The 18,618-nt window shown below is 71.5% G+C and carries 17 protein-coding genes and 1 pseudogene; 13 read left to right on the top strand and 5 right to left on the bottom strand.

Going from position 1 to position 18,618, the window contains the following annotated elements; translation table 11 throughout:
• Nucleotides 1–29 precede the first annotated feature (29 nt).
• The 4 genes from ACZ4SF_RS03595 (at nt 30) to fabF (ending at nt 3,705) form a co-directional block, all read left to right on the top strand.
• A complete protein-coding gene (locus ACZ4SF_RS03595) occupies nt 30–977 on the top strand; it encodes an ACP S-malonyltransferase (protein WP_468377643.1) in 948 nt (315 codons plus the stop codon).
• Between the two features lie 17 nt (nt 978–994).
• On the top strand, nt 995–2,026 hold the full coding sequence (locus ACZ4SF_RS03590; protein WP_468377641.1) for a beta-ketoacyl-ACP synthase 3: 1,032 nt from the start codon (nt 995–997) through the stop codon (nt 2,024–2,026).
• A gap of 81 nt (nt 2,027–2,107) precedes the next feature.
• Nucleotides 2,108–2,356, top strand: coding sequence for an acyl carrier protein (locus ACZ4SF_RS03585; protein ID WP_030341284.1), 249 nt, complete (start codon nt 2,108–2,110; stop codon nt 2,354–2,356).
• An 86-nt stretch (nt 2,357–2,442) separates the two neighbouring features.
• On the top strand, nt 2,443–3,705 hold the full coding sequence (fabF, locus tag ACZ4SF_RS03580) for a beta-ketoacyl-ACP synthase II (protein ID WP_468377638.1): 1,263 nt from the start codon (nt 2,443–2,445) through the stop codon (nt 3,703–3,705).
• A gap of 57 nt (nt 3,706–3,762) precedes the next feature.
• Here the strand turns inward: fabF and ACZ4SF_RS03575 are convergent, their stop codons facing one another.
• Nucleotides 3,763–4,257, bottom strand: a complete 495-nt coding sequence (locus tag ACZ4SF_RS03575) for a DUF3145 domain-containing protein (protein ID WP_468377636.1) — start codon at nt 4,255–4,257, stop codon at nt 3,763–3,765.
• Nucleotides 4,258–4,512: 255 nt separating this feature from the next.
• On the opposite strand from ACZ4SF_RS03575, the gene ACZ4SF_RS03570 reads away from it, so the two are divergent.
• Nucleotides 4,513–5,397: an SGNH/GDSL hydrolase family protein gene (locus tag ACZ4SF_RS03570; protein WP_468377633.1), complete on the top strand. Its 885-nt coding sequence runs from the start codon at nt 4,513–4,515 to the stop codon at nt 5,395–5,397.
• Nucleotides 5,398–5,533: 136 nt separating this feature from the next.
• Here the strand turns inward: ACZ4SF_RS03570 and ACZ4SF_RS03565 are convergent, their stop codons facing one another.
• Nucleotides 5,534–8,011: a glycoside hydrolase family 3 protein gene (locus ACZ4SF_RS03565; RefSeq protein WP_468378297.1), complete on the bottom strand. Its 2,478-nt coding sequence runs from the start codon at nt 8,009–8,011 to the stop codon at nt 5,534–5,536.
• A gap of 64 nt (nt 8,012–8,075) precedes the next feature.
• Here ACZ4SF_RS03565 and ACZ4SF_RS03560 point away from each other — a divergent pair.
• Together ACZ4SF_RS03560 and ACZ4SF_RS03555 are read left to right on the top strand one after the other, a co-directional pair.
• A pseudogene (locus ACZ4SF_RS03560) lies at nt 8,076–8,322 on the top strand (TetR family transcriptional regulator C-terminal domain-containing protein); the annotation flags it as partial.
• A gap of 241 nt (nt 8,323–8,563) precedes the next feature.
• Entirely contained in the window at nt 8,564–9,847 is a 1,284-nt protein-coding gene (locus ACZ4SF_RS03555; protein WP_468378293.1) for a pyroglutamyl-peptidase I, read from the top strand.
• Here ACZ4SF_RS03555 and ACZ4SF_RS03550 read toward each other — a convergent pair.
• Together ACZ4SF_RS03550 and ACZ4SF_RS03545 are read right to left on the bottom strand one after the other, a co-directional pair.
• Nucleotides 9,837–10,625 (bottom strand): EI24 domain-containing protein, encoded by a 789-nt coding sequence (locus tag ACZ4SF_RS03550; RefSeq protein WP_468377631.1) that lies wholly within the window; start codon nt 10,623–10,625, stop codon nt 9,837–9,839. The two genes, ACZ4SF_RS03555 and ACZ4SF_RS03550, sit on opposite strands and share 11 nt — an antisense overlap.
• A 39-nt stretch (nt 10,626–10,664) precedes the next feature.
• A complete protein-coding gene (locus ACZ4SF_RS03545; RefSeq protein ID WP_468377629.1) occupies nt 10,665–11,102 on the bottom strand; it encodes a MarR family winged helix-turn-helix transcriptional regulator in 438 nt (145 codons plus the stop codon).
• A 101-nt stretch (nt 11,103–11,203) separates the two neighbouring features.
• Between ACZ4SF_RS03545 and ACZ4SF_RS03540 the strand changes: the two genes are divergently transcribed.
• Nucleotides 11,204–12,202, top strand: a complete 999-nt coding sequence (locus tag ACZ4SF_RS03540; protein WP_468377626.1) for an NADP-dependent oxidoreductase — start codon at nt 11,204–11,206, stop codon at nt 12,200–12,202.
• Nucleotides 12,203–12,300: 98 nt separating this feature from the next.
• Complete coding sequence (locus ACZ4SF_RS03535; RefSeq protein ID WP_468377624.1) at nt 12,301–12,720, top strand: organic hydroperoxide resistance protein; 420 nt, start codon at nt 12,301–12,303, stop codon at nt 12,718–12,720.
• 194 nt (nt 12,721–12,914) lie between these two features.
• On the opposite strand, the gene ACZ4SF_RS03530 is transcribed toward ACZ4SF_RS03535, so the two are convergent.
• Nucleotides 12,915–13,868, bottom strand: coding sequence for an SCO2400 family protein (locus tag ACZ4SF_RS03530; protein WP_468377621.1), 954 nt, complete (start codon nt 13,866–13,868; stop codon nt 12,915–12,917).
• 200 nt (nt 13,869–14,068) lie between these two features.
• Between ACZ4SF_RS03530 and ACZ4SF_RS03525 the strand changes: the two genes are divergently transcribed.
• The 4 genes from ACZ4SF_RS03525 (at nt 14,069) to chvE (ending at nt 18,599) form a co-directional block, all read left to right on the top strand.
• Nucleotides 14,069–15,226: a mandelate racemase/muconate lactonizing enzyme family protein gene (locus ACZ4SF_RS03525; RefSeq protein WP_468377618.1), complete on the top strand. Its 1,158-nt coding sequence runs from the start codon at nt 14,069–14,071 to the stop codon at nt 15,224–15,226.
• Complete coding sequence (locus ACZ4SF_RS03520) at nt 15,223–16,236, top strand: zinc-dependent alcohol dehydrogenase (RefSeq protein ID WP_468377615.1); 1,014 nt, start codon at nt 15,223–15,225, stop codon at nt 16,234–16,236. The genes ACZ4SF_RS03525 and ACZ4SF_RS03520 overlap by 4 nt, the downstream gene beginning before the upstream one ends.
• A gap of 163 nt (nt 16,237–16,399) precedes the next feature.
• Nucleotides 16,400–17,377, top strand: a complete 978-nt coding sequence (locus ACZ4SF_RS03515) for a hypothetical protein (protein WP_468377613.1) — start codon at nt 16,400–16,402, stop codon at nt 17,375–17,377.
• Nucleotides 17,378–17,489: 112 nt separating this feature from the next.
• Complete coding sequence (gene chvE / locus ACZ4SF_RS03510; protein ID WP_468377610.1) at nt 17,490–18,599, top strand: multiple monosaccharide ABC transporter substrate-binding protein; 1,110 nt, start codon at nt 17,490–17,492, stop codon at nt 18,597–18,599.
• Nucleotides 18,600–18,618 lie beyond the last annotated feature (19 nt).

The raw sequence follows: 18,618 nt of genomic DNA, 5'->3' as shown, positions 1-18,618 counted from the left end.
CGTGCCCGTCCCCAAGAGAGAGTGTGAGAGTGCTCGTACTCGTCGCTCCCGGCCAGGGCGCCCAGACGCCCGGCTTCCTGACTCCTTGGCTCGAACTGCCCGGCGCCGCGGACCGCGTCGCCGCGTGGTCCGACGCCATCGGACTGGACCTCGCCCACTACGGCACCCAGGCCGACGCCGACGCCATCCGTGACACCGCGGTGGCCCAGCCGCTGCTGGTCGCCGCCGGGATCCTGTCCGCCGCGGCACTCGGTGCCTACTCGCTGACCGCTGACGCGGCGGGCACCGTGATCGTCCCGGGCGCCGTCGCGGGGCACAGCGTCGGTGAGATCACCGCCGCCGTGTTCGCCGGGGTCCTGGACGACACGGCCGCCCTCGGTCTCGTCCGCAGGCGGGGTCTGGCGATGGCCGACGCCGCCGCGATCACCGAGACCGGCATGTCGGCGCTGCTCGGCGGCGACCCCGACACGTCCGTCGCGCACCTGGAGAAGCTGGGGCTGACCCCCGCGAACATCAACGGCGCGGGCCAGATCGTCGCCGCCGGTACGCTGGAGCAGCTGGCCGCGCTGAACGAGGACAAGCCCGAGGGCGTCCGCAAGGTCGTCCCGCTGAAGGTCGCCGGCGCCTTCCACACCCGGCACATGGCCCCCGCGGTCGAGACGCTGGCGAAGGCCGCGGCGCGGCTGTCGCCGGCCGACCCGAAGGTCACCTACGTCTCCAACAAGGACGGGCAGACCGTCGACTCCGGCGCCGAGGTGCTGGAGCGCCTCGTGGGCCAGGTCGCCAACCCCGTGCGCTGGGACCTGTGCATGGAGACCTTCAAGGGGCTGGGCGTCACCGCACTGGTCGAGGTGTGCCCGGGCGGCACCCTGACCGGCCTGGCCAAGCGCGCCCTGCCCGGCGTGAAGACGCTGGCCCTGAAGACCCCCGACGACCTCGAGGCGGCTCGCGAGCTCATCGCCGAGCACACGGCCTGACAAGGAGTCCGAGCAGCATGGCGAAGATCAAGCCCAGCAAGGGCTCCCCGTATGCGCGCATCCTCGGCGTCGGCGGTTACCGGCCGACCCGGGTCGTGCCGAACGAGGTGATCCTCGAGAAGATCGACTCGTCCGACGAGTGGATCCGTTCGCGCTCCGGCATCGAGACCCGGCACTGGGCGGGTCCCGACGAGACCGTGGCCGCGATGGCGATCGAGGCCTCCGGCAAGGCGATCGCGGACGCCGGCATCGACGCCGAGCAGATCGGTGCCGTGGTCGTCTCGACCGTCTCGCACTTCAGTCAGACCCCGGCCGTCGCCACCGAGATCGCCGACAAGCTCGGCACCGGCAAGGCCGCCGCCTTCGACATCTCGGCCGGCTGCGCGGGCTTCGGCTACGGCCTCACCCTCGCCAAGGGCATGGTGGTGGAAGGTTCCGCCGAGTACGTGCTCGTCATCGGCGTGGAGCGGCTGAGCGACCTGACCGACCTGGAGGACCGGGCGACCGCGTTCCTCTTCGGTGACGGCGCCGGCGCGGTCGTCGTCGGCCCCTCACAGGAACCGGCCATCGGCCCGACCGTGTGGGGCTCCGAGGGCGACAAGTCCGAGACGATCAAGCAGACCGTCCCGTGGGACCGCTTCAGGATCGGCGACCTCACCGAACTGCCCGTCGACAGCGAGGGCAACGTCAAGTTCCCTGCGATCACGCAGGAGGGCCAGGCGGTGTTCCGCTGGGCCGTGTTCGAGATGGCGAAGGTCGCCCAGCAGGCGCTGGACGCGGCCGGAATCACCGCGGACGACTTGGACGTCTTCATCCCGCACCAGGCCAACGTGCGGATCATCGATTCGATGGTGAAGACGCTCAAGCTGCCGGAGCATGTCACGGTCGCCCGTGACATCCGCACCACCGGCAACACCTCGGCCGCCTCGATCCCGCTCGCGATGGAGCGGCTCCTGGCGACCGGGGAGGCGAAGAGCGGCGACACCGCGCTCGTCATCGGATTCGGGGCGGGTCTCGTCTACGCCGCCACGGTCGTTACCCTCCCCTAGGCACTCCGTGCCGGATCATGCGATTCGGCAGGGGGGCAAATGCCACAAACCGTCTGGAATATCTAAGAAGGAGCGCCTGACATGGCCGCCACTCAGGAAGAGATCGTCGCCGGTCTCGCCGAAATCGTGAACGAGATCGCCGGCATCCCGGTTGAGGACGTCCAGCTGGACAAGTCCTTCACCGACGACCTGGACGTCGACTCGCTGTCCATGGTCGAGGTCGTCGTCGCCGCCGAGGAGCGCTTCGACGTGAAGATCCCGGACGAGGACGTCAAGAACCTCAAGACCGTCGGCGACGCGACCGACTACATCCTCAAGCACCAGGCCTGAGCCAGGCTGTAGGCCGTCAGGCTGCAAGGCCCCGCCACCCGGCGGTGGCGCCGTCGAATCCCGCATCCGTTGGAGAAAGAATTCCCGTGAGCCCGACCAATCGCACCGTGGTCGTCACCGGTATCGGCGCAACCACACCGCTGGGTGGCGACGCAGCCTCGACCTGGGAGGCCCTCGTCGCCGGCAAGTCCGGTGTCAGCCTCCTGGAGCAGGAGTGGGCGGCCGAGCTGCCGGTCCGTATCGCCGCGCAGATCGCCGTCGAGCCGGGCGAGATCATCCCCCGGCCGCAGGCCCGCAAGCTGGACCGGTCCGCGCAGTTCGCGCTGATCGCCGCTCAGGAGGCCTGGAAGGACGCCGGTTTCACCGCCAGGGCCGGCGAGGACGCGTCCGTGAACCCGGACCGTCTCGGTGCCGTCATCGCCTCCGGCATCGGTGGTGTCACGACCCTCCTGGACCAGTACGACGTGCTCAAGGAGAAGGGCGTCCGCCGCGTCTCCCCGCACACCGTGCCGATGCTGATGCCCAACTCCCCGGCGGCCAACGTCGGTATCGAGCTGGGTGCCCGCGCCGGTGTGCACACCCCGGTCTCGGCCTGCGCCTCGGGCGCGGAGGCCATCGGGTACGCGATCGAGATGATCCGCACCGGGCGTGCGGACGTGGTCGTCGCCGGTGGTACCGAGGCCGCCATCCACCCGCTTCCCATCGTCGCGTTCGGCAACATGATGGCGATGTCCAAGAACAACGACGACCCGCAGGGCGCCTCGCGTCCCTACGACGCCGGCCGTGACGGCTTCGTGCTCGGCGAGGGCGCCGGTGTGATCGTGCTGGAGTCCGAGGAGCACGCGAAGGCCCGCGGCGCGCGGATCTACGCCGAGGCGGTCGGGCAGGGCATCTCTGCCGACGCCCACCACATCACGCAGCCCGAGCCGTCCGGCAACGGCATCGCCCACGCGCTGCAGAACCTGCTCGACAACGCGGACCTGAAGCCGGCCGAGATCGTGCACGTGAACGCGCACGCCACGTCGACGCCGCAGGGTGACGTCGCGGAGATCAAGGCGCTGCGCAAGGTCTTCGGCGACGACGTCGACCACATGGCCATCTCGGCGACCAAGTCGATGACGGGTCACCTGCTCGGTGGTGCCGGTGGTGTCGAGACCGTCGCGTCGATCCTGGCGCTGGTGAACCGTACGGCTCCGCCGACGATCAACGTGCGTGAGCTGGACCCCGAGGTCAACGCGGATGTCGTCGTCGGTGAGGCGCGTCAGCTGCCCGAGGGCCGCATCGCCGCGCTGAACGACTCGTTCGGCTTCGGCGGGCACAACGTGGTGCTGGCCTTCCGCACCGTCTGAGGACCATGAGTGAAGGGCCCCACCTGCAGGTGGGGCCCTTCACTCATGTCCGGATGCTCACACCACCTGGTGCAGCCAGCGCACCGGGGCTCCCTCTCCCGCGTAGCGGAAGGGCTCCAGTTCGTCGTCCCATGGCTTGCCGAGGAGCTTGGCCAGCTCGGCTTCCAGGTCCGTCTCTCCCCGCTGAGACCTGGTCAGGGCCGCGCGGAGGCGGTCCTCGGGGATGAGGATGTCGCCGTGGATGCCGGTGACGGCGTGGAAGATGCCGAGGTCGGGGGTGCAGCTGTAGCGCTCGCCCTCGGCGGTGGGGCAGGGCTCGGCGGTGACCTCGAAGCGGAGCAGTTGCCAGCCGCGCAGGGCGGAGGCGAGCTTGGAGGCGGTGCCGGCCTCGGCCTGCCAGGAGAACTCCGAGCGCCAGGTGCCGGGGGCCGCGGGCTGACGGATCCAGTCGAGGTTGACGCGCGTGCCGAGCACCCCGGCGACGGCCCACTCGACATGCGGGCACAGCGCGCGCGGCGCGGAGTGCACGTACAGAACTCCACGTGTCGTCACCGGAACCTCCGGGCAGAGCGGGACATCTTGCGGACTGGCTGGGCGGCAGTGGCGCGACGGCCGCGTTGATGGCGAGGCTACCCTGCGGCGGCGCAAGGAGTGTGACGTACCGTCGGTCCCGCTGCCAGGAAACGCTGCCATTCACCCAGGGGGACGCTTGTACGGGGGTGCGCCGTTCCCGGGTGCCCGGCCGGGAACCCTCGCACGTTGTTATGGGAGGGAGTGCCGGACCGTCGACCGAGGGGAACTGCAGGGATGCGGAAGCGAAGCCACCGTGTGCGGGCCGTTCTCGCCGTCGTGACGGCCGCCTTGCTGGGCGCCGCCGGATGCGACGGCATGGGCGGCAGTGCGCCCGCGCCCGACGGCACGAAGGCGCACGCGGCCCGGCCTCCGGTGTGGGACCGCAGCCCGGACTCGGTCGCCGCGGTGGGCGACTCCATCACACGCGGCTTCGACGCGTGCACGGTGCTGTCGGACTGTCCGGAGGTGTCGTGGGCGACGGGCAGCGACGCCAGGGTGGACAGCCTGGCGGTGCGGCTGCTGGGCGCGCAGGGGGCGGCGGAGCGCAGCTGGAACTACGCGGTGACGGGTGCCCGCATGGCCGATCTGCCGGAGCAGATCGAGCAGGCGGTCGCCCACGGTCCGGAGCTGGTGACGGTGATGGTGGGGGCGAACGACGCCTGCCGTTCGTCGGCGTCCGCGATGACCTCGGTGTCCGCCTTCCGCGCGGATTTCGAGGAGGCGATGGGCACGCTGCGCTCGGCGCTGCCGAAGACACAGGTGTACGTGGCGAGCGTGCCGAATCTGAAGCGGCTGTGGTCCGAGGGCCGGACGAACATGCTGGGCAAGCAGGTGTGGAAGCTCGGCATCTGTCCGTCGATGCTGGGCGACGCCGACGATCTGACCAGCGCGGCGATGCTGCGGCGGGACTCCGTGCAGCAGCGGGTGGTCGAGTACAACAAGGTGCTGAAGGAGGTCTGCGCCAAGGACCGCCGCTGCCGCTTCGACCGGAACGCGGTGTACGACTACCGGTTCGGCACGGATCAGCTCAGCCACTGGGACTGGTTCCACCCCAGCAAGGACGGCCAGGCCCGGCTGGCGGACATCGCGTACCGGACGATCACGGCGAGGAATCCGTGATCCGACGTCCGGTGCCGTCCTCCGGCACCGCCCGGCACCGTGGTGGGGGGCCGTGCAGCCCCGGTCCAGGTGTCAGGTCCCGGACCGGGGCTGTTCATGGGGGGCTTTGTCCCCGGTGTGCGGGGACTGTCCCGGATCAGACGTTAATCGGCGCGGTGAGCCTGCGGTCGGCGATGGAGCGTCCGGCGGAGATCTCGTACGAACCCTTCACACATGCCCACGCCTTCGCCGTCTCGTCCCAGACCTCGAAGGCCCGGCGCGGGAGTTCCACGGTGACCTCGGCGCTCTCGCCGGGCCCGGCCTCGACCGACGCGAAGCCGGCCAGGCGGCGCGCGGGGCGCTCAGGACCGGGCCCGGCCGGGGAGACGTAGACCTGGACGACCTCGCGCCCGGGCCGCTCACCGGTGTTGCGGAGCCGGACGCGGACGGTGGTGCCGTCGACGTCGAGGGAGTCGTAGGCCCAGTCGGTGTAGCCGAGGCCGTGGCCGAAGGGGTACGAGGGGGCGCGCCCGGCCCGTTCCCAGGCGCGGTAGCCGATGAAGACGTCCTCGCTGTACGGCAGCTCGCCGTCGACCGGGACGACCCGGGTGACCGGGGCGTCGGCGAGGGAGCCCCAGGTGGTGGGGAGCCGCCCGCCGGGCTCGTGGGCGCCGGTGAGGACGTCGGCGAGGGCGGCGCCGCCCTCCTGGCCGGGGAACCAGCTGAGCAGGACCGCGGCGACCTCGTCGCGCCAGGGCAGTTCCACCGGGGAGCCGGAGTTGACGACGACGACGGTGTCCGGGTTGGCGGCGGCGACCGCCCGGACCAGGTCGTCCTGCCGGCCGGGGAGCTTGAGGTCCCCGCGGTCGAAGCCCTCGGACTCCACGCGGTCGGTGGTGGCGACCACGACGACGGCGGTGTCGGCGGCGCGGGCCGCCTCGACGGCCTCGGCGATCAGCTCGTCGGCGTCGCGCCGCGGCGCGGAGTGGGCGAGCGCGAAGGCGACCACCGGCATCGGCATGTCGTCGGGCAGCTGGACGACGTGGGTGAGACAGACGTCGACGGGCTCGCCGGCGGTGAGTTCGGCCCGGGCACGGGGCACGGGGGCGCCGAAGAAGGCTTCGAAGGGGGTCTCCTTGTCGGGGCGCTGGACGTCGTCGTAGTACGTCGTCCTGCCGATGGTGAGGGTGAAGGCGCCCGTTCCCTTGATGCCGAAGGTGTGCGGACCGGACTCGCGCGGGGTGAAGGTGCCGGTCAGCTCGATGGTGTGGAGGGTGGCGGGGGACCCCTCGGTCCGGGCGGAGCCGAGAGCCCGGGGGAGGGTGACACCGTCGGGAAGGTCCGTGCCCGTCCACTGGATCAGGCCGCCCGGCGCGGAACGGGTGCCGATGACCTCGCCGTCCGCGTCCCGGCAGACGGCCCGCAGGCGGAAGCCCTGCCCGGCGGCGGCCAGTTCGGTGGCCGGGTCGGCGCCGACGGCATAGGTGAGGGTGCCTTCGGGGAGCGCGGCGGTGAGGCCGTCGAGCGGGGAGACGATCCGGGCCGGGAAGACGGTGGCGGAGCCGCCGCCGAGGATGCGTGCGTCACGGGCGGCGGCGCCGATCAGGGCCACGGTGCCGGCCTTCAGCGGGAGGGCGCCCCGTTCGTTGCGGACGAGGACGAAGGACCGGCGGGCGATCTCACGGGCCAGGGCCTCTCCGTCGACCGGTGCGGGGAGTTCGGTGACGGCCGGTCCGGCGCCGTCCAGGATGCCGACGCGGGCGGCGAGCCGCAGCACCCGGCGGACGGCGGCGTCGACCGTGGCCTCGTCGGTCCTGCCCTCCCGTACGGCCCGGGCGAGGGCCAGGCCGTACACGGTCCCGGGGCCGGGCATGGCGATGTCGAGGCCGCCGTCGAGGGCGGCGACCGTGTCCCGGGCGGCCGTCCAGTCGGAGACGTTGCAGCCGTCGAAGCCCCATTCGCCGCGCAGCACCTCGTTGACCAGGTGGTGGTGCTCGGTCATCGTCGTGCCGTTGACCTTGTTGTAGGCGGTCATGATGCCCCAGGGGTGGGCGTTCTCGACGATCGCCTCGAAGGGGGCCAGGTACAACTCGCGCAGGGCGCGTTCGGATACGAGGTTGTTCACCGTGAAGCGGTCGGTCTCGGCGTCGTTGGCGACGAAGTGCTTGACGGTGGTGCCGACTCCGCCGGACTGGACGCCGCGGACGTAACCGGTGCCGATGGCGCCGGTGAGGTACGGGTCCTCGCTGTAGCACTCGAAGTGGCGTCCGCCGAGCGGGGAGCGGTGCAGGTTGACCGTGGGCGCGAGCAGGACGTGGACGCCCTTGCGGCGGGCCTCCTGGGCGAGCAGCACCCCGGCCCGGCGGGCGAGTTCCGGGTCCCAGGTGGCGGCGAGCGCGGTCGGCGAGGGCAGGGCGACGGAGGGGTCGTCGGCGGTCCAGCGCACGCCCCGGACGCCGATCGGGCCGTCGGACATGACCAGGGACTTCAGGCCGATCTCGGGCAGCGCGGGCAGGCTCCAGGTGTCCTGGCCGGCCAGCAGCCGGGCCTTGGCGTCGAGGCCGAGTCTGCCGAGGGCGGCCTCCACGACCGCCTCGCGGGCCTTCTCGGCCGGGCTGGGCTGGGATGCCGCCATCGGTTCCTCCTCGTCGAGTCCGTGCAGGTGCCTCCCATCGTGCATGCGCCACCTGTAGGGCGGCGAGGGACATCCGGCCCGGCGGTACTCCGGCGAGCGGTACGCGCGGGTGCGGGAGTCGATGGCGGGGATGCTGCGGGCCGAGTGCGGGGACCGGCTGCCGAACGGGCTCACGCCGGAGCGGGTCGCGCCGCTGCTCCGTCGCCGTGATGGACGGGTTGCAGTACCAGTGGTTGCTGGACCCGGAGTCGGTCGACATGCCGGGGGCGTTCCGCGACTTCCTGCGGCTGCTGGGGGCACGGGTGGACTGAGGGTGCCGGCCCACGAGCGCCCCTGAGAGGTGCGGAGGCGCCGGCGCGGGCGGTGTACGCGGCCCCCGTACGCGGCCGGCCGACGGCGCCGGCGGTGCGGGCGTTCCTCGGGGTGCTGCGTGCGCAGGCCGGGGAGATCGCACGCACCATGGCGTAGGCCGCTTCCGTCACGCGATACTGCCGGCGTCCACCGCACCACGCGCCCCACAGCGACGGAAGGACCCGAACTCCCTTGAGCCTTATGCGCCTTCGCCTCGGCGTTCTCGGACTGGCCCTGCTGACCGGCCTGTCCGCCCCCACACCCGTGGCCGTTGCCGGCCCGGCCGCCCCCTCCCCCACCGTCGAGGAACAGCGGCTCGACAGGGCCGTGCCGCAGGAGATCCTCCGGCGCTCCGGATTCGACGACGTGGCCCCGGAGTTCGGCCGGTCGCTGGCACGCGCGCACTCCTATGCGCAGGCCCGCCGCATCGTCGAACGGGAGGGCTCCGCGTTGTGGCGGCGGGCCGTGGACCGGGCGCAGGGACGGGAGCCGACGGGACCGGAAGGGCGCGGAGCGCTTCGCCGAAAGGCTGGTGACGGGCGACGGGCGGACCTGTCCCGGGACGACGACCGGCCCCTGTACTGGGCGCGGTTGGGGCTGACCCGTCAGGTGCGCACCTGGCAGCCGGAGTTCGGACTCACGGACGGGCAACGGGCCTCGCTGTCGGACCGGCTGGAGCGGACCTCGCGCGGGCAGACCGACATCCGCTACCCGGAAGGGGGTCATCTGCGCCGGATCCTGCTCACCGGCTTCGACCCCTTCACGCTCGACCGGGACATCCGTATCTCGAATCCGTCGGGGGCGACCGCGCTCGCGCTGGACGGCACGGTCGTGGAGACCGCGCAGGGGCCGGCACGCATCGAGACCGCGGTGTTCCCGGTGCGCTGGCAGGACTTCGCCGAGGGCACGGTGGAGCGGACACTGCGGCCGTACCTGCCGGAGGTAGACCTGTTCACGACCGTGAGCCAGGGCCGCGCCGGACGGTTCGACATCGAGCGCACCAACGGCGCCTGGCGCGGCGGTTTCCCGGACAACGACGACGTCTCCCGGACCGGGACGGTCCCGGTCGCCGACCCGGCGTCACAGCCGCAGTGGACGGGCACGACCCTGCCGTACGCGGCCGTCGTGGCCGCACCCACGGGCCGGTTCCCGGTGTACGACCACACGGAGGTGACCGAGATCCCGGCGGGAGGGACCGGCCCCGTCGTACGCCCGGACGGGCCGACCCCCGGCTCCACCGCCCGCGCCGGGGCGGGCGGCGACTACCTCTCCAACGAGATCGCCTACCGGGCGACCCTGCTGCGCGACCGGCTCGGGCTGCACGACACGCTGCCCGGCGGGCATGTGCACACGCCGGTCCTGCAGTTCGGCGCCGGGAACACCACCGAGGTCACCGATCCCGACTTCGTGCAGAACCGGCTGGACATCATCGCGCAGGTGCGGTCCATCGTGACGGTGGCCGCGGAGACCGCGTTCAGGAGGTGACCTCCTGCTCCTGCCCGGTCTCGTCGTCCGCGCTCTCCTCGCCCAGCAGGTCACGGGCGAGGAGGGTGGCACCCGCGACCGCGCCCGGCATCAGGAACACCGCGACGAACGGCACCAGGAAGGCCACACCCAGGGGCGTGCCGAAACCCCAGACCAGGGTCTTGCGGGAGCGGAGCAGGGTGAGGCGGCTGCGGAGTTCGACGCCCCGGCGCTGCAGGGCCACGGCGGCGAGTTCCTCGGTGAGGAAGAAGCCGGTGACGAAGAAGCCGATCACGGGGACGGCGGTCTGCCCGACGACGGGCAGGAAGCCGAGGGCGAAGAGCAGCAGGCCCCACAGGCCGGCTCGGACCAGGACGCGCAGGCTGTCCCGGGCCGAGATCCACAGTTCGCGCCAGAGCGGCAGGTCCGAGCGGGGGGCGGTGCCGTCGGGCGAGACGTCGGCGTCGACCCTCTCCGAGAGGTTCTCGTAGAAGGGCTGGCCGACCAGCAGGGTAACGGCCGTGAAGGTCAGCACGGCCAGCAGCAGCCCGAGGGCGAAGAGGACGGCCGTCAGGAAGCCGCGGAACAGGCCCTGCCAGGGGCTCGCCCAGTCGTCCGCGAACGGCGTCGCCCAGGTGACCGCGTCCTCGCCCCACAGGGCGAGCGCGACGAGCGCGCCGGCGTACAGCACCAGCGTGATCAGGCCGGGCAGCAGCCCGAACCCGTACTGCCGGCCGTGAAGGGCCACCCACCGCTGGCCCTTCAGCAGATAACCGAAACCCACCCCAAGATCGCGCATGGCGAGGACTTTACTGGCTCGGTGTGACAGTGCGGGCGGTCAGTCGTCCAGCATCCGGCGGAGCAGGTCCCGCAGGGAGCGGCGTTCGTCGTCGGAGAGGCCGGCGAGGGGTTCGCGGGCGAAGTGGAGGCCCTCGCGCAAATCGCGGGCGACGCTCCGGCCCTCCTCGGTGGCGGCGGCCACCTTCACCCGGCGGTCGGCCGGGTCCGGGCGGCGTTCGACCAGGCCGCGGGCTTCCAGGCGGTCCACGATCCCGGTCACGTTCGACGGCTCGCACTTCAGTTTCTGCGCCAGCTTGCGCATGGGCAGCGGCTCCAGCGCGAGCATGCTGAGAAGCCGGGCCTGCGGGCCGGTGAGGGTGTGCTCGCCCGCCGCCTTCTCGTAGTCCGCGTAGAACCGGGCCACGACGTCACCGATCAGTTCGACGACCTCCAGGGTCAGCGCGTCGGGGCGGTGGGTCTTCGATGGGGTGGACATGCCCACCAGGATAGCCGGTTACTTGACATCATGAAATATTCAGGAGCATGGTTGTTTCAGGTACTGAAGTAACCCTCTGCAAGACCGAGAAAGGCTCTGTCATGATCAACCGCGAGTGGCACCTGCTCAGCCGTCCCGTCGGCTGGCCCAAGCCCGAGGATTTCGCCCTGGTCGAGGCGCCGGTCCCGGCCCCGGGCGAGGGCCAGGTGCTGGTGCGGAACAAGTACCTCTCCGTCGATCCGTACATGCGCGGCAGGATGAGCGCCGCGAAGTCGTACGCCGCGCCCTACGAGCTGGGCAAGGTCATGCAGGGCGGTGCGGTCGGCGAGGTGATCGAGTCCAACGCCGAGGGCATCGCGGTCGGCGACCACGTGCTCCACTTCTTCGGCTGGCGCGAGTACGCGGCGCTGGACGCGAAGAACGCGGTCAAGGTCGACCCGCAGGCCGCGCCCCTGTCGACGTACCTGGGCGTGCTCGGCATGACCGGCCTGACCGCCTACGCCGGCCTGCTGCGCACCGCCTCCTTCAAGGAGGGCGACGTCGTGTTCGTGTCGGGCGCGGCCGGTGCCGTGGGCAGCCAGGTGGGCCAGATCGCCAAGCTCAAGGGCGCCTCCCGGGTCATCGGCTCGGCCGGGTCCGACGAGAAGGTCGAGCTGCTGGTGGAGGAGTACGGCTTCGACGCCGCGTTCAACTACAAGAGCGGCCCGGTCGACGAGCAGCTGCGCCAGGCCGCACCCGACGGCATCGACGTGTACTTCGACAACGTCGGCGGGGACCACCTGGAGGCGGCCATCGGCTCGCTGAACCAGGGCGGCCGGATCGCGGTCTGCGGCATGATCTCGGTCTACAACAACACCGAGCCCGCCCCCGGCCCCAGGAACCTCGCGCGCCTCATCCAGACCCGCGGCCGCATCGAGGGCTTCCTGGTCGGCGACCACTACGACCTGCAGCCCCAGTTCGTCCAGGAGGTGGGCCCGTGGGTCGCCTCGGGCGCGCTGAAGTACCGCGAGACCGTGGTCGAGGGCATCGACAACAACCTGGAGGCGTTCCTCGGGGTCCTGCGCGGCGACAACATCGGGAAGATGGTCGTCAAGCTCTGACGGCCTTCCCGTCGATTTCGGCATGCGGTAACTTCTTTCCGAAATCCGTCGGCGATCGTGGGCGCGAGTCGCGGCGGACCGAGGAGGAAGACAACCGCATGCCCATCACGCAGTCCGACGTCCTGTACACCGCCGTCGCCACCGCCGAGAACGGCCGCGACGGCCGCGTAGCCACCGACGACGGCAGGCTCGACGTCGTCGTGAACCCGCCCAAGGAGATGGGCGGCAACGGTGCGGGCACGAATCCGGAGCAGCTGTTCGCCGCGGGGTACAGCGCCTGCTTCCAGGGGGCGCTGGGTGTCGTGGCCCGGCAGGAAGGCGCCGACGTGTCCGGCTCGACGGTCACGGCCAAGGTCGGCATCGGCAAGAACGACGAGGGTTTCGGGATCATCGTGGAGATCTCGGCGAGCATTCCGGACGTCGACGCGGCGACCGCGAAGGACCTGGTCGAAAAGGCGCACCAGGTGTGCCCGTACTCGAAGGCGACGCGGGGGAACATCACCGTGACGCTGGTCTGACGCCGGTCGTTCACCACGACAGCAGCCGCATCCCTGGACGTGGGATGCGGCTGCGTCGTTCCGGTTCGCGTCTGCCGGGTGGGGTGCACCTCCGGGGCCGGGTTGCGTCCGGCCGGCCGCGCGGTTCCTCGCGCCCCTTCAGGTCGTTGCCGGAGCCCGTCTTCCGGAGGGCGGCACGGCGTGCGCCGTACCGGTCAGGTGCACCACCACAGGAAGCGGTTGCAGGTCTTGGTGGGCGACGGCTCGGGGGTGGGGGCGGCGGTCGTCGGGGCCGCGGTCGGGGTGGTGGCGGGCCGGCTGGGGGCCGGGGCGGCGGTGGTGGTGACGCTCGTGCCGGAGCCCGTCGTGGCCGAATGCTGGGCCTCGCCGGTCTCCTCGGCGGAGGGCGAGGCGGAGTCCTCGGCCTTGGGGGACTTCGAGGCGGACGCGGAGGACGAGACGTCCGGGGAGGCGGAGCCGCCCGCGCCCGGGGTCGCGCCGGAGGAGGCGTCCAGCGGGTCGGCGGGGCGGTCCGGCGCGGGAGAGGCGGCGCCGCCGTCCGCCGCGGTGTCCCCCGCCGTGGCCGGTGTGTCGCCGGCGAAGGGCGAGAAGGGTACGTCCGTGCCGAGTTCGGCGACGCTGAGTCCGCCCGCCGCGAGCACGAATCCGGCGGCGACCAGCACGGTACGGCGTCGGCGGCGCCGGTGCACGGCGGCCTTGCGGTCCCGCCGGCTCACCCCGGAACGGGCACGCCGGACGGCGGGAGCGCCGTCCTCGGCCGCCTCCTGGTCGTCCTCGTCCTCGTCCGTATCCGCCGGCCAGGACGGCTCCGCGGACCCGTCCGGACCGTCGTGCCGCTCGTCATGCTGTTCGTGCTGTTCGTCGTACGGCCCCTCGTACGCGTGCCCCTCGGACGCCGGCTCCTCGTGCGCATGCCCCCCGTGCGCGTGCTCCTGGTACGCGTGTTCCTCGTACGGCCCGTGGTACGGCCGCTCGTGCGTGTGCCCCCCGTACGGTGCCGGCGGCGGCTGCGCGGGGCCTTGTGCGTAGTCGCGCGCGTGCGCGACCGGCGCGCCCGCCGCGACGGCGAGCCGGTCGGCCGGAGTTCCGCACCCCGGGCAGGCCAGAGCGCCATTGAGGTGCCGTTGGCACGGGAGGCAGTAGTCCATGACGCGGGAAGACTAGAGTCCGCACGGGTCAGGTTCCAGGCGCCCCTGTGAAGGTTTCGTGCGGGACCGAAAGAGTGGTCGAAACCTTTGCCGAAACCGTTACCTGTTCGCCCCATTGACACCCTTGCCGCCCCCTCCTTACTGTCACGCCAACATTTCGAACGTGTGACGAAATCTCGAACAGCTGAGAGGCAACTGCCGTGCGCATCACCGGAATCAGCACACACGTGGTCGGCACGCCGTGGCGCAACCTGACCTACGTCCAGGTGCACACCGACGAGGGCATCACGGGAGTGGGCGAGACCCGGATGCTCGGTCGCACCGACGCGCTCATCGGCTACCTGCGGGAAGCCGAGGCCAACCACGTTCTCGGCTCGGACCCGTTCGCGGCCGAGGATCTCGTGCGCCGCATGAAGTACGGCGACTACGGGCGAGCCGGTGAAATCGTCATGTCCGGCATCGCGGTGGTCGAGATGGCGTGCTGGGACATCAAGGGCAAGGCGCTCGGCGTGCCGGTGTGGCAGCTGCTCGGCGGGAAGGTCACCGACCGGGTCAAGGCGTACGCCAACGGGTGGTACACGACCGAGCGAACGCCGGAGGCGTACCACAAGGCCGCGCAGGGGGTCGTGGAACGGGGCTACAAGGCGCTGAAGATCGACCCGTTCGGCACCGGACACTTCGAACTCGACCACCGGCAGACCCTGTACGCCGTCTCGCTGATCGAGGCCGTGCGGGACGCCATCGGCCCGGAGGCCGAGCTGATGCTGGAGATGCACGGCCGCTTCTCCCCCGCCACCGCCGTCCGGCTGGCCAAGGAGCTGGCCCCCTTCCGGCCGGCCTGGCTGGAGGAGCCGGTGCCGCCGGAGAACCTGAAGGCGCTGGAGAAGGTCGCGGCCAAGGTCGACATGCCGGTCGCCACCGGTGAACGCATCCACGACCGGATCGAGTTCCGCGAGCTGTTCGAGAGCCAGGCCGTGGACGTCATCCAGCCCGACGTCGGCCACATCGGCGGCATCTGGGAGACCCGGAAGCTCGCCGCGACCGCCGAGACGCACTACATGCTGGTCGCCCCGCACAACGTGGGCGGCTCCGTGCTGACCGCCGCCTCCCTCCAAGTCGGTTTCACCTCGCCGAACTTCAAGATCCTGGAGCACTTCAACGACTTCGCGGACGCGGAGATCAAGAAGGTGGTCAAGGGGGCGCCGGAGGTCGTGGACGGGTACTTCGAGCTGTCCGACGCGCCCGGGCTCGGCGTCGAGCTGGACGTGGACGCAGCTGCCGAGTTCCCGCAGCAGCAGGCCCGGTTCGACCTGTGGGCCGAGGGCTGGGAGCAGCGCAGGCCGGAGGGGACGAAGTGAGTTCCCAGGTGCTGGTCGAGGCGCCGGGCGTGCACCGGATCGAGGCCCACACGCCTCGCGAGCCCGGTCCCGGCGAGGCACTGGTGGCCGTGCACGCGGCCGGCGTCTGCGGCAGCGACCGCGAGGTGTACCAGGGCAACCGGCCCGAGGGGTACGTCCGTTATCCGCTCACTCCCGGCCACGAGTGGTCGGGTACGGTCACGGCGGTGGGCGCCGGGGTGCCCGGGGCGCTCGTCGGGCGCAAGGTGGTCGGCGAGGGCTTTCGCAACTGCCAGGTCTGCGACCGCTGCCACGCGGGCGAGACCACGCTGTGCACCGCCGGGTACGAGGAGACCGGGTTCACCCGGCCCGGCGCCATGGCGGCCACGCTGACGCTGCCCGCCCGGCTGCTGCACGTCCTGGCGGACGACGCCGACCTCACCGCCGCGGCACTGCTGGAGCCGGCCGCCTGCGTCGCCGCCGCCGCGCTGAAGGCGGACACCCGGCCGGGTGAGCGGGTCGCGGTGGTCGGCACGGGCACGCTCGGGATGTTCGCCGTGCAGTTCCTGAAGGCCGTGTCACCGGCCCAGCTGCTGGTGGTGGGCGCGCGGGGCGACCGGGAGGCGCTGTCCCGGCGGTTCGGGGCCACCGATTTCCGGATCACGAACGCCGAAGGTCCCGCACTCCCCGACGACGTCGACGTGGTGATCGAGACCGCCGGGTCCGCGTCCGCCGCGCGTACCGCCGCCTCGCTCCTCCGGCGCGGCGGGCGTCTGGTCCTCACCGGGATCCCGGCGCCGGGCGCGGACGGGCTCGACCCGACCGCTCTCGTCGTTCGGCAGCTGGAGGTGCACACGGTCTTCGGGGCGCCGCCTGCCGCCTGGGCCCATGCCGTCCGGATGCTGGGGGCCGGGTTGCTGGACCCGCTGCCGCTGGTCACGCACGAGCTGCCGCTGACCGGGTTCGCGCGGGCCGTCGAGCTGGTGGGGGCCGGCGATCCGAGGGTGGGCAAGGTGCTGCTGCGCCCCTAGGCCCGTGTCTTCCGGGTCACGCCGAGCCCTGATGCGGAAGACACGGTCCGCCGTACGCCGGTCGGCGCTGGTACGGCGGCGCCCTGACCGGCGTACCACCCGGCGTTTTCCCTGCCCTGAGAGTCGAACCTTGTCCGAAATACCGAACACTAAAGGACGGCTTGTGACCGACGCATCCGCCCCGGCAGTCCGCAGGCCCGGCGAGCAGCTGCTCACCGCACTCGGCCTGGGCGCGCCTGCCCTCGACCCCGCCGACGCCTCCGCCCACAGCTTCCCCGGCGGCGGCCGCTGGCGCACCGAGATCCCCTCGTGCGAGGGTCCCGAAGCGCTGGCGGTCGTCCTCAAGGAGGCCTCGCGCCTCGATGTGCCGATCCACCGGATCAGCCAGGGAAGCGGCGTGTGGATGCTCACCGACGCCGAGATCACCGAGATGGCCGAGGCCACCGCCGAACGCGACATCGAACTCTGCCTGTTCACCGGCCCCCGCGGCACCTGGGACACCGGCGGCTCGGTGCGGTCCGACTCGCGGGGGGCCGGACTGCGCGCCCGGGGCCACGACGCCGTCGCCGGCTGCGTGGAGGACGCAGTCCGGGCCACCGAGCTGGGCGTCAGGTGTCTGCTGGTCGCCGACGAGGGCGTGCTGTGGACCCTGCACCGGGCGCGCGAGACGGGCATCATCCCGGCCGGCACCACGCTGAAGGTCTCGGCGCTGATCGGCCCGGTCAACCCGGCCTCGTACGCCGTCTTCGAGCGGCTCGGCGCCGACTCCGTCAACGTGCCCAGCGATCTGACGCTGGACCACCTCACCGAGATCCGCCGGGTGTCCGGCGCCCCCATGGACATGTACATCGAGGCCCCCGACGACCTCGGCGGCTACGTCCGGATGTACGAGGTCGCCGAGCTGATCCGGCGCGGCGCACCGCTCTACCTGAAGTTCGGCCTGTCCAGGGCCCCCGGCATCTACCCGTGGGGCGCCCATCTGCGGGACCTGGCCCTGGACACCGCCCGGGAGCGGGTGCGGCGCGGCCGGCTCGCCCTGGACCTGCTCGCCCGGCACGGCGCGGACGGCGGCATGGCGCCGCTCGGCTCCCGGCTGCCGGGGTCTTTGAACCGGTTCCCCTCCGAAGGTGCCCCTGGATGACCGAGGGGGCTGCGGGCCGTGTGTGGCCGGTCGCGCAGTCCCCGCGCCCCTTCAGGGCGCTGCAACCCGACCTCACCGAACCCTCGACGATGAGAAGAACAGGACGATCACCATGCCTACTCGCAGAAGCGCCCTGGCCGCCATGGCCGCAGCCGCCTCGCTCGCCCTCGCCCTCACCGCCTGCGGGCAGAGCGGTGCGGGCGGCAGCAAGGAGAAGCCGGGCGACGTCAAGGGCGCCACCATCGGCATCGCGATGCCGACGAAGTCCTCCGAGCGCTGGATCGCCGACGGCAGGAACGTCGTCAAGGACCTGGAGGCCAAGGGCTACAAGACCAAGCTCGTCTACGGCGAGGACGACCCGGAGCAGCAGGTCTCGCAGATCGAGAACCTGATCACGCAGGGCGTCAAGGGCCTGATCATCGCGGCCATCGACAACAAGTCCCTGAACAGCGTGCTCCAGCAGGCCGCGGACGCGAACATACCGGTCGTCTCCTACGACCGGCTGATCCTCGGCAGCAAGAACGTCGACTACTACGCCTCGTTCGACAACGAGAAGGTCGGCAGGCTCCAGGGCCGGTACATCGTCGACAAGCTCGGGCTGAGCAAGGGCAGGAAGGGCCCGTTCAACATCGAGCTGTTCGCCGGCTCCAACGACGACAACAACACCAAGTACTTCTTCGGCGGCGCCATGAGCGTCCTCCAGCCGTACATCGACAACAAGCAGCTGGTGGTCAGATCCGGCCAGACCGCGCTGAACAAGGTCGTCACCCTGCGCTGGGACGGCACCACCGCGCAGAAGCGCATGGAGGACATCCTCACCTCGGCCTACAGGAGCGGCCGGGTCGACGCGGTCCTCTCGCCGTACGACGGCATCTCCATCGGCATCCTGTCCGCCCTGAAGTCGGACGGCTACGGCTCGGGCAGCAAGCCGCTGCCGGTCCTCACCGGTCAGGACGCCGAACTGGCCTCGGTGAAGTCGATCATCGCGGACCAGCAGACGCAGACCGTCTACAAGGACCTCCGCAAGCTCGCCGAGGTCGCCGCCACGATGCTGGACGACTCCCTGAAGGGCAAGAAGCCCGAGGTCAACGACACCAAGACCTACGACAACGGGACCAAGGTCGTGCCCGCCTACCTGCTCCAGCCGGTCAGCGTCGACAAGAGCAACTACCGGAAGGTGCTGGTCGACGGGGGTTACTACACCGAAGCCGACCTCAAGTAACCCGCCCCTGTTCCCCACG

This window comes from Streptomyces sp. NPDC027663, assembly GCF_055566415.1.
Note: the sequence above shows the minus strand (reverse complement) of the source record. Positions and strands in the feature narration are given on the sequence as shown.

What these genes read in the sequence shown, in the direction of transcription:
- ACZ4SF_RS03540 (WP_468377626.1), top strand. Translation starts at nt 11,204, where the DNA reads ATGATCAACCGCGAGTGGCACCTGCTCAGCCGTCCCGTCGGCTGGCCC.
- ACZ4SF_RS03555 (WP_468378293.1), top strand. Translation starts at nt 8,564, where the DNA reads ATGCGCCTTCGCCTCGGCGTTCTCGGACTGGCCCTGCTGACCGGCCTG.
- chvE (WP_468377610.1), top strand. Translation starts at nt 17,490, where the DNA reads ATGCCTACTCGCAGAAGCGCCCTGGCCGCCATGGCCGCAGCCGCCTCG.
- ACZ4SF_RS03530 (WP_468377621.1), bottom strand. Translation starts at nt 13,868, where the DNA reads ATGGACTACTGCCTCCCGTGCCAACGGCACCTCAATGGCGCTCTGGCC.
- ACZ4SF_RS03550 (WP_468377631.1), bottom strand. Translation starts at nt 10,625, where the DNA reads ATGCGCGATCTTGGGGTGGGTTTCGGTTATCTGCTGAAGGGCCAGCGG.
- ACZ4SF_RS03585 (WP_030341284.1), top strand. Translation starts at nt 2,108, where the DNA reads ATGGCCGCCACTCAGGAAGAGATCGTCGCCGGTCTCGCCGAAATCGTG.
- ACZ4SF_RS03565 (WP_468378297.1), bottom strand. Translation starts at nt 8,011, where the DNA reads ATGGCGGCATCCCAGCCCAGCCCGGCCGAGAAGGCCCGCGAGGCGGTC.
- ACZ4SF_RS03590 (WP_468377641.1), top strand. Translation starts at nt 995, where the DNA reads ATGGCGAAGATCAAGCCCAGCAAGGGCTCCCCGTATGCGCGCATCCTC.
- ACZ4SF_RS03535 (WP_468377624.1), top strand. Translation starts at nt 12,301, where the DNA reads ATGCCCATCACGCAGTCCGACGTCCTGTACACCGCCGTCGCCACCGCC.
- ACZ4SF_RS03545 (WP_468377629.1), bottom strand. Translation starts at nt 11,102, where the DNA reads ATGTCCACCCCATCGAAGACCCACCGCCCCGACGCGCTGACCCTGGAG.
- ACZ4SF_RS03570 (WP_468377633.1), top strand. Translation starts at nt 4,513, where the DNA reads ATGCGGAAGCGAAGCCACCGTGTGCGGGCCGTTCTCGCCGTCGTGACG.